Raw genomic sequence first — 8,786 nt, 5'->3', positions numbered from 1 at the left:
GAGGACGACATGACACCGGAGCAGGCCGCATGGCTCGGCAGGATCAACCACGAGATAGTCGCTGAGGGCGCACGACTCGACCGGGTCGAGGATCTGCTCGCCGCTACCCGGTACGAGTCGGCGCTCACCCAGCAGAAGCTCGACAAGCTCATCGCGAAGTTGAACGCGTGACGCCGTTCGTGACCGCGGTGGACATCGTCCGGGTACTCGCGATCATGTCGGCCTCGACCACCTTCGGACTGGCGGTTGCCAACCTCATCATCTCCTACAAGGTGCTGGCACCGACACCACGCACCTGGAAGACGTTCTGGGGGAGCGGCGGTGGTTTCATCTGGCTCCACATCGTCGCTGTCGTCATCCCGTTCCAAGGCTTCGAAGCGTGGGGGATGTATGAGGTGCTCTCACGACTGGCGGACCCTGCAACATTCCGTGCACCGCTCCTCCTCGCTCTGAGCGGCTTCATCTCGGTCGGGTACGTCATCATCTTCCGGGTGGAAGTGGCACGTCTACGGCTGCGCGATTCAGTCATCCAGTCCGTTGAAGGTGACCTGTGAACGGCGGCGACATCGCAGCCATCATCGGTGGAATCACGGCCTTCGTCGGAACGATCTACGGCACCTGGCGTGGTGCAAGAAGCGACAAGGTCAAGTCGAGCTCTGACAACGCTGCCGTGCTGCTCGGAGGCTGGGAGAAGTTCCAAACCAAGACGCTGGAAGAGGTCGAGCGAGTGCGGAAGTCTTGCCAAGACGAGATCGCCGCTCTCAAGGTCGAGCACGAACAGGACCGGGCCGAGTGGAGGGGGCGTGAGAAGTCGATGCAAGACGAGATCGACAAGCTGAAGTCGCAGGTGCTCATCCTCATCCAAGCGAAAGCTCGGGGCGAATAATGAGAGACCACATCATCCTCGCTTGTGTCGTCGTCGTTGCAACAGGCTCTATCGTCACCGCCCTCGGCGTCGTGTGGCTGTGCGCCCACGCGACAAACGTGGCTTCGGTTCTTCGCCAGGCAGCACTCGATGCGGTCGAGTTGCAAGACGCCATGCATACAGCCGTGGTCGATGCGCTCCTACGCATTGAGGAAGCCGCCGCAGACGCCAAGGAGGCCGCTCTGGAAGCCAAGATGGCCGCGGAGAGAACGGCGGAGAGCGTCTACGTCGGCACCGAACTGGGCCACCAGAACGCAGAGTCGAACCGCCGGTTGGAGGGAACAGCCAAGGGAATAGCGGACGATCTGGCGGAGGAGCACGTTCGCGTCGAAGCCGCCCGCAGCCGCGCCGATGCCGCTGACGCTGTCGCCGTGCAGACGACCAAGGACGTGGCTCACGATCTGGCGAAGGCAACCGAACGCGCCAACGTCGCCGAAGGTTCGGACGGGGCAGCTGCTGATGCAGCGTCTCGGGCGAAACCGTGATCGTCCACTTCGTCACGCACGCGGCGGTGGGTGGCGCGGTCTTTGCCGCCGGTCGCACCTTCGACCGGCGACGACGGGACGCATGGCTCGTAACTGCTGCGGTCGCCACTTGGCGCCTGCATCAGTTCCACCATCAGTCCGCGAGGCGGACCCCGTGAGCGAGCGAGCCACCCACCTGCGCGTGGATCAGGTCCGGGCGCTCGACCACTTCTGTCACCTGCTGAAGGTGACGTTCGATGAGACCCCGTACCTCGTCGGCTCCGTCGACGTGCGCATCCCGATCGACGACGAGGCGTTCGAGGTCATCCCGATGGACGTGCTCGACCTGAACATGCTCCTGAGCCGGTGGGGCCAGCAGGTGACCGGGCTGCCCATCGACTGCCAGGCTCAGCGCCTGTCCGAGTTCCGCGACGCCAAGGGGCCAGCCAGGCCCCGAACGCTCCCAAGGAGGACCCCGTGAGCTCCGACCACTTCACCGTCCGCGCCGTCGTCCTGTTCCTCGGCGCCACCGCCCTCGCCGGCCTCGGCGGCCTCGTCTACCTGATCCGCGTCGGTGTCTCCGGGGCGGACCTAGCGATCGTCGCCGGGCCCGCCGGGACCGCGCTGGGAGCGCTCGCCACCCTCCTCGCCCGCACCTCTACCAGTGGCGGGACCTCTCCCGTGGAGGTGGTCAACCCGCCGGCCGACCCGGTGAACGTGGCCGAGGCGGGCAACGCCGACACCGTCATTCTCGTGTTCGCCGTCATCGTCATCGCCATCTCCATCGGCGCGCTGTTCGCCTTCGACGTCGTCCCGAACTGACCCCCGACCACCCCCAGGAGGCCCCCACATGAGAACCAAGATCGACAGGTCGGACGCCATCGACGGGATCCCCCGGGTCGTTGGCGTCCGCAAGACAGCGGGCGACACCTACGACGGGGCGTGCTCCTGCGGGTTCCGCTCGAGCGGGTGGCCGAAGCGGGGCCAGGCCGAGGAGCGGATCGAGCAGCACGTCACCGAGCACGGCACCGGCGACGCCGCCCCCGAGCTCGTCGAGCACCTCCGGGCGACCGGGCTCTCCCTCCAGACCCTCGAGCCCGTCCTCTTCTCTGACGAGCCCACCCCCGACGAGGAGCTGTAGCCCATGCCCATCACCGCCACCGATTTGTTGACCAAGCTCTCCGTCGTCGCCGCCGCCGGGAACACGACCGCCGGCACCCCCGCCGGCTCCCTAGGGGATCAGATCAGCACGACGCAGATCACCGAGGCGACCGTCGGCAACCTGTTCGACGCCATCAGCGGTGACGAGAACGCCGCCAGCGTGGTCGACTACCGCTGCCTCTTCTTCCACAACGCGCACGCCACCCTCGCCCTGACGGCGGTCAAGGTGTGGATCAGCGCCGAGGTCGCCGGTGGCGCCTCAACCGCCATCGGGCTCGACCCGGCAGGCGTCACGGCTCTCGGGGCAGCCGCCGCCCAGGCTGCGACGATCGCCAACGAGCTCACCGCCCCCGCCGGCGTCACGTTCACCGCGCCCACCACGAAGGCCGGGGGCCTCGCCGTCGCTGACATCCCCGCCGGTTCGGTCGTCGCCGTGTGGGTGCGCCGCACCGCGGCGAACACCGCCGCCGTCGACAGCGACGGCGCCACCATCTCCATCGGCGGCGACACCGCGGCCTAAGGCTCCTGACCGTGGTCACCGCCTGGCCTCCGATCGGGGCGTAAATGCCGACCCTCACTCACGTCGAAGGTTTCGAGCACGGCGCCCTGCTCGCCGCCGGCGGCGGGATCGCGACCACGATCAACGGGGCCATCGGACCCAACATCTACGTTGGTGCGGGCGGCGCTCGTACCGGTGGTCACGGCCTCGTCCTCGCCCCGACCGCAACAGCCGCTGCTCGGTTCGTCAAGACTGTCGGTACTGCCTCCGGTGCTGCCAGAGTCATGCGGTTCTACTTCCGCGTCGACACGGCCCCGACGACCGGTTCACTCCGGGTCGGCGGCATCCAGACCGTCACGAACCTCCTCGGGGTCCGGGTCCACGCCACCTCCACAGGAACCTTGGAGTTCAGGGCCGGAACGGTGCTGGTCGGGTCGCTCGGTTCCTACGTGGTCGGCACGTGGTACCAGGTCGACATCTCTGCGGTGACCACGGCGAACCCGTGGGCGGTGAAGTGCTCGCTTGACGGGGTCGTGAAGTTCGACACGACCGCAGCGATGGCAATCGACACGATCAGCGGTTTCCACTTCGGGGACACGAGCACCACCGGTCCCGCCGGACAGTTCTCGATCGATGACGTAGCGTTCAGTCAGACCGCCGCCGACTACCCGATCGGGGCGGGCAAGGTGCTCAGCTACTCCCCGAACGCTGACGGGGCGCACCTCAACCAGACGAAGTTCCAGGACGCTGCCGGGCTCGCCGTCAACAGCGTGACGAACGCCGCGTTCTCCGAGCTCAACGACATGCCGTTGTCCGCCACCACATCACGGGTGCAGCAGGTCACCGCCACTGCCGACATCCCTGCTGGCGCGTACCTGGAGGTGCTGTTCGCAGACACCGCCGAGACGGCCACCGCCAACGGTGTCGCTGGCTACCTCATGTACGGGTCGGCGGCGACCACTGCCAACAACGGCTCAACGATCATCCGTAACAGCGGCGGGGTCGAATCCTCGATCTACGGGACCGCTGCTGCGCCCGCTGACATGAGCGACACCGCCCCCTTCTACAAGTCGGGCGCAGTGACCGCTCCCGCCGCGGGGTGGACCCCGACGGAAGTGAACGCCCTCGTTGGCCGGGTCGGCTACTCGTCGGACGTCGCCCCGATCCCGTACTGGTTCGGGCTCCTCCTCCAGGTCGATTTCCCGACCGCCGCCCCAGCCGGGACCACACCCGTCGAGCGCACGATCAACCCCCGGTGGCAGGTCACCGCGCCTGTCGCCGACACGACTGACGCCCGGTGGCAGGCTCGAGCACTCGTCACCGACGCGACCGACACCCGGTGGCAGACAAGCGCACCAGCGGCCGGCGTCACCGACGCCGTCGACCTCCGGTGGGGAACCCGCGCCCAGGTCACCGACGCCACCATCCTCCGGTCCGCGACCCGAGCGGCGACAACCGACACGACCACCCTCCGCCACGCCGTCCGAGTTGCCCTCTCGGACGCGACCCAGATCCGTTGGCCGGTGCTCGCGCCGGCGACGAGAGCGAGGACACTCCGCTGGCCGGTACGCCAGGCGGCAGGGGACGCGACCGTGACCCGATGGGCGGTCCGCACGGTGATGGTGCCAAGGACCAACGACCTCCGCTGGGCGGCGCGAGGCGCAACGACCGACGCCACCGCGCTCCGGTTCGCCACCCGAGGAGCAGCGACCGACGGGACCGTCCTCCGGTTCGCCACCCGAGTCGGAGTGGCCGACGCGACCGACCTCCGCCACGCCACCCGAGCAGGCGTCGACGACGCGACCTCGCTTCGCTGGGCGGTCCGGACCGGCGTCGACGACACCACCGCCCTTCGTCACGCCGTGAGGCAGGCCACCGTAGACGCCGCCGAGATCGCCTGGGCGACGAGGACTGCTGCGACGGACAGCACGACGCTCCGCTGGGGGGTAGCGGCAGCAGCAGGAACCGCGACGGACAGCACGACGCTCCGCTGGGGAGTGGCAGCAACAGCAAGCGACTTGACCAACCTCCGGTGGCGGGCTGCAGCCACGATCGCTCGACCAGTCGAGCTCCCGTGGGCCACGAGGACGGAGGCAGCAGCAGCGTCCGCGCTCCGCTGGGCCGTGCGCGCCGGCCTCGCCGACCTCATCGACCTGCGGTGGCGCCAAGGGGGGCTGGCGGCGCGAGCAGCCGAGCCCCGGTGGAGCGTGGGTCAGGCAGCCACCGGTCCGACCGTTGACACGATCCTCCACGCCTCCCTCGGAGCACGGGCCCGGACCGCCACTCTCGGCGACCGACCCGCCCGGGTCGCCACCCTCACCAGCCGAGCCGCCACCGCCACCCTCACCGCCCCCCCGGTCAGGCTCGGGAACCTCGCTCCCCGCACCCGCACCGCCGACCTCGAGGAGCAACCATGACCACGTGGAGGATTCCGAGGGAGAGCCTCGAAGCAGTCGGCCCCTTGGCCGTCACCGCCAACGGGGTGCCGGTCACCAACTTCTCCGTCGCCGTGATCCCTCGCGGGGAGCGCCCCGTCGCGGCCAGCTGGCAAGCCCCCCTGACCATCGGGACCGGCAAGTACGTCCCCCTCATCGGGCCCGGCGCCACCGTCCTCCCGCCCGGGAGCTACACGATCTGGGTCCGGTACACCGCCAACCCGGAGACCCCCGTCCTCGACTCAGCCGGGACGATCATCATCACCTGAGCCGCCCCCAGACCCCAGAGTGGAGACGCGTCAAGGTCTGAGCCGTCAAGATCGACTCAGGGTTCCGCCAGACTCCCGCCAGACCTGCGGTCGTCGCTGACCGAACCCGAACAGCAGGAGAGCGTCCCTGGCCTTCGGGTCGGGGGCGCTTCGTCGCGTCCGGGCACGAGCGCGGCGTCAGCCGGCCGCCGGCAGCCCCGCCGCCTCGGTGCGCAACCGGCGGACCCGGCACTCCAGGGCGAACAGGTCGGCCTCGAGGAGCTCGAGGTGCTGCTCGATCGACCGGAGCTCAGCCCACCACTCGTCCGACACGGCCGGGTCCGGCACCACCCGCAGGTGCCGGACCTCGCCGGTCGGACCGCTCGACGCCCCGTACTGCAACCACCGCTGCCCAGCCACCATCGCCTCGCTCATCGCCTCGTTCGTCGTCATGAGGCGAGGCTCGCGCCGGGGTGCGACAGGCCGTCGGCTCTTGTGACGTAGACCGAGACTCGCTACCGTCACCGCGCGGTCATGTCACATGGGCCGTCACACCCCGTCGACAAGGTGGTGGACATGGCCAGCACGGCGATCTACGCCCGCATCTCCCAGGATCGCACAGGCGCCGGCCTCGGCGTCGACCGCCAGGAGCAGGACTGCCGCGACCTGTGCGACCGACACGGGTGGACACCCGTCACCGTGTTCGTCGACAACGACGTCTCCGCGTACAGCGGTAAGCCGCGCCCCGCCTACCAGCGGATGCTCAGCGACCTCAAGGAGGGCGCCGTCGACCGGGTCGTCTGCTGGCACCCCGACCGGCTCCACCGCTCCCCCCGGGAGCTCGAAGACTTCATCGACGTCATCGAAGCCGCCCAAGCCACCGTCGTCTCCGTCACCGCCGGGCCCTACGACCTCGCCACCCCCGAGGGTCGCCTCACCGCCCGCGTCGTAGGGTCCGTCGCCCGGAAGGAGTCGGAGGACAAGTCGCGCCGGCTCCGCCGCAAGCACCTCGAGCTCGCCGAGGCGGGGGAGTGGGCCGGCGGCGGCACCCGCCCCTACGGGTACCACCAGGACCGGCTCACCGTCCGGGTCGACGAGGCGGCCATGATCCGGGAGGCGACGCAACGCATCCTCGACGGGGACCGGCTCCGCACCATCGCCGCCGACTGGAACACCCGAGGTGTCGACACCGTCACCGGGGGGGCGTGGACCACCCCCGTCCTCCGCCGGCTCCTCACCTCCGCCCGCATCGCCGGGTGGCGGGAGCATCAGGGCCGATGGACAGCTGAGGCGACCTGGGCCGGGATAGTCGACCGTCCCACCGTCGAACGCCTCCGCCTGATCCTCCTCGACCCCGCCCGCCGGCTGAACGTGAACCCCCGCCGGTACCTCCTCACCGGCCTCCTCCGGTGCGGCCTGTGCGACGCCCGCCTCGTCGCCCGCCCCCGCAGCAACAAGGACCGGGCCTACGTGTGCGCCCGCGGCCCCAACTTCCACGGCTGCGGGAAGATCGGCGTCATCGCCGAAGCGCTCGAGGAGTACATCGCCTTCCTCGCCACCCGCTGGCTCGACACCGACGCCGTCCACGCCGCACGCTCCGACACCGACGCACCCGGCGACACCCTCGCCCAGGTCGCCGCCGACGAAGCCGCCCTCGACCAGCTCGCCCGCGATCACTACGTCGACCGGATCATCAGCCGCAGCGAGTACCTGACCGCCCGGGCTGGCGTGGAGAGCCGCCTGGTCGCCGCACGGCGCCTCATGACCGTCACCGAGGGGAACCGCCGCCTCGAGCGTTACCGGGGGCAGGGGGAGGCGCTCGCGGCCCGCTGGGAGACGACCGGCTTCGACCAGCGGCGCGCCATGATCGACACCTGCGTCGAGACCATCACCGTCGGGCCCGGGGTGCGTGGGCTCAACCGGTTCGACCACCTGCGGGTGAAGATCAAGTGGCGAGGTCGGATGACCTGACCTGGCGGGGCTCGGAGCCTTCGCCAGTGCCAGGGTATGGGGTGCCGATCTGGCTGCCCCTCGGCGTGCGTGCCATCATTCAGGCGTGTCCGAGCTCGGTGACCCCGTTGAGGTATCGGTCATCTGGCCGGGCGTTGATGACCTACCTGTGCACCGTAGCAACATGTCGCTCGTACAGATCGGCTCGGGGCCGGAGGGTCCCGAGGACATCATCGTGACGCTTGGCCACGTAGCTCCGCCGGTAGTTCTGGGTACTTCTGAAGAGCAGCAAGCGTTAATGATGGCAATTGGAGCGATCAGCGTGAGACCCCTCTGTCGGGTTTCACTGAGTCGAGCTCGGCTTGGAGAGTTAATCGGGGCACTCCAGTCCGTGGCACAGGCGTTCGACATGGCCTCTGGGGGCGAGTCATGACGAAAACATTGGAAGTTCGATCCACCGATCTGTTCGCCGCACCTAAAACCCGATGGTCACCGGCCTCACCTGATGCGCGCTCAATAGAGGTTGTGGCTGCGGCGCCGGGGGCGGGGGGGCGCGCAACATTGGCTCGAGTCGCCAATGGGTACGCGGGCGGATATTGGATGGGTGGCCTCGGTTTGATCCGCCCGGTACGAGCCGTCCTCCAATTCAGCAGTGGCCATTGCACGGCGGTCGAACCTCACACCGGCGTCTTCGGAGCAGGCGGAAGTGTCGCGGCGGCACTTCAAGATCTGAGGGTAGCGCTCCGCGAACATTGCGAGGTACTTCAGTCGCAGGTCGGACTCTCCTCGGACCTCGCTGCACAGTTGGAGTTTCTTCAACAGCACGTCGCCGTGGGTTGAAGCTAATAGTTTCGTGCTTCGATCTGTAACCACTGTTGCAGCGTCCTTGATCAAGAAGGGGATGGTGCAGGATGAGAGCCATCACCATATGTATCGAAAGCAAGTCGCAGGTGTGACGACGCTTGTGACCCGCATTTCGCATGGGTCGAAAGAGATCGACGATGGTCTCGGCAAGTTGATGGCGTCTCAGTGCGGGCTGCAGCTCCGTGAGTTCTGGAACCTCGTCGATTGTCCTCTTGACGAGTCGATGTGGGATCAGCTCGT

Annotated in this window: 12 protein-coding genes; 11 read left to right on the top strand and 1 reads right to left on the bottom strand. The window is 68.4% G+C overall.

Annotation, left to right across the window (positions count from 1 at the left end):
• Nucleotides 1–167: 167 nt before the first annotated feature.
• The 9 genes from VNL12_RS17540 (at nt 168) to VNL12_RS17500 (ending at nt 5,753) form a co-directional block, all read left to right on the top strand.
• The gene (locus VNL12_RS17540) at nt 168–554 is read left to right on the top strand and encodes a hypothetical protein (RefSeq protein WP_325596239.1); all 387 of its coding nucleotides are present in this window, start codon (nt 168–170) and stop codon (nt 552–554) included.
• Nucleotides 551–886 (top strand): hypothetical protein, encoded by a 336-nt coding sequence (locus VNL12_RS17535; RefSeq protein WP_325596238.1) that lies wholly within the window; start codon nt 551–553, stop codon nt 884–886. The genes VNL12_RS17540 and VNL12_RS17535 overlap by 4 nt, the downstream gene beginning before the upstream one ends.
• Nucleotides 886–1,410, top strand: coding sequence for a hypothetical protein (locus VNL12_RS17530; RefSeq protein ID WP_325596237.1), 525 nt, complete (start codon nt 886–888; stop codon nt 1,408–1,410). Before VNL12_RS17535 ends, VNL12_RS17530 begins: the two co-directional genes overlap by 1 nt.
• Nucleotides 1,411–1,564: 154 nt before the next feature.
• Nucleotides 1,565–1,870, top strand: a complete 306-nt coding sequence (locus VNL12_RS17525; RefSeq protein ID WP_325596236.1) for a hypothetical protein — start codon at nt 1,565–1,567, stop codon at nt 1,868–1,870.
• Nucleotides 1,867–2,211 carry a hypothetical protein gene (locus VNL12_RS17520; protein WP_325596235.1) on the top strand — a complete coding sequence of 115 codons (345 nt, stop codon included), beginning with the start codon at nt 1,867–1,869 and terminating at the stop codon, nt 2,209–2,211. The genes VNL12_RS17525 and VNL12_RS17520 overlap by 4 nt, the downstream gene beginning before the upstream one ends.
• Before the next feature lie 28 nt (nt 2,212–2,239).
• A complete protein-coding gene (locus VNL12_RS17515; RefSeq protein ID WP_325596234.1) occupies nt 2,240–2,530 on the top strand; it encodes a hypothetical protein in 291 nt (96 codons plus the stop codon).
• Between the two features lie 3 nt (nt 2,531–2,533).
• Nucleotides 2,534–3,070 (top strand): hypothetical protein, encoded by a 537-nt coding sequence (locus tag VNL12_RS17510; protein WP_325596233.1) that lies wholly within the window; start codon nt 2,534–2,536, stop codon nt 3,068–3,070.
• Between the two features lie 44 nt (nt 3,071–3,114).
• Complete coding sequence (locus tag VNL12_RS17505) at nt 3,115–5,466, top strand: hypothetical protein (protein WP_325596232.1); 2,352 nt, start codon at nt 3,115–3,117, stop codon at nt 5,464–5,466.
• On the top strand, nt 5,463–5,753 hold the full coding sequence (locus VNL12_RS17500) for a hypothetical protein (RefSeq protein WP_325596231.1): 291 nt from the start codon (nt 5,463–5,465) through the stop codon (nt 5,751–5,753). Before VNL12_RS17505 ends, VNL12_RS17500 begins: the two co-directional genes overlap by 4 nt.
• A 177-nt stretch (nt 5,754–5,930) precedes the next feature.
• On the opposite strand, the gene VNL12_RS17495 is transcribed toward VNL12_RS17500, so the two are convergent.
• Complete coding sequence (locus VNL12_RS17495) at nt 5,931–6,185, bottom strand: hypothetical protein (RefSeq protein WP_325596230.1); 255 nt, start codon at nt 6,183–6,185, stop codon at nt 5,931–5,933.
• Nucleotides 6,186–6,308: 123 nt separating this feature from the next.
• Between VNL12_RS17495 and VNL12_RS17490 the strand changes: the two genes are divergently transcribed.
• The gene (locus VNL12_RS17490) at nt 6,309–7,703 is read left to right on the top strand and encodes a recombinase family protein (protein WP_325596229.1); all 1,395 of its coding nucleotides are present in this window, start codon (nt 6,309–6,311) and stop codon (nt 7,701–7,703) included.
• An 865-nt stretch (nt 7,704–8,568) separates the two neighbouring features.
• The coding region (locus tag VNL12_RS17485; protein WP_325596228.1) for a hypothetical protein at nt 8,569–8,786 on the top strand (218 nt) is incomplete at its 3' end.

It is taken from the genome of Iamia sp. (genome assembly GCF_035575815.1).
GTDB lineage: Bacteria > Actinomycetota > Acidimicrobiia > Acidimicrobiales > Iamiaceae > Iamia.
The sequence above is the reverse complement of the archived record's forward strand: the minus strand, read 5'-3'. Positions and strand labels throughout refer to the sequence as shown.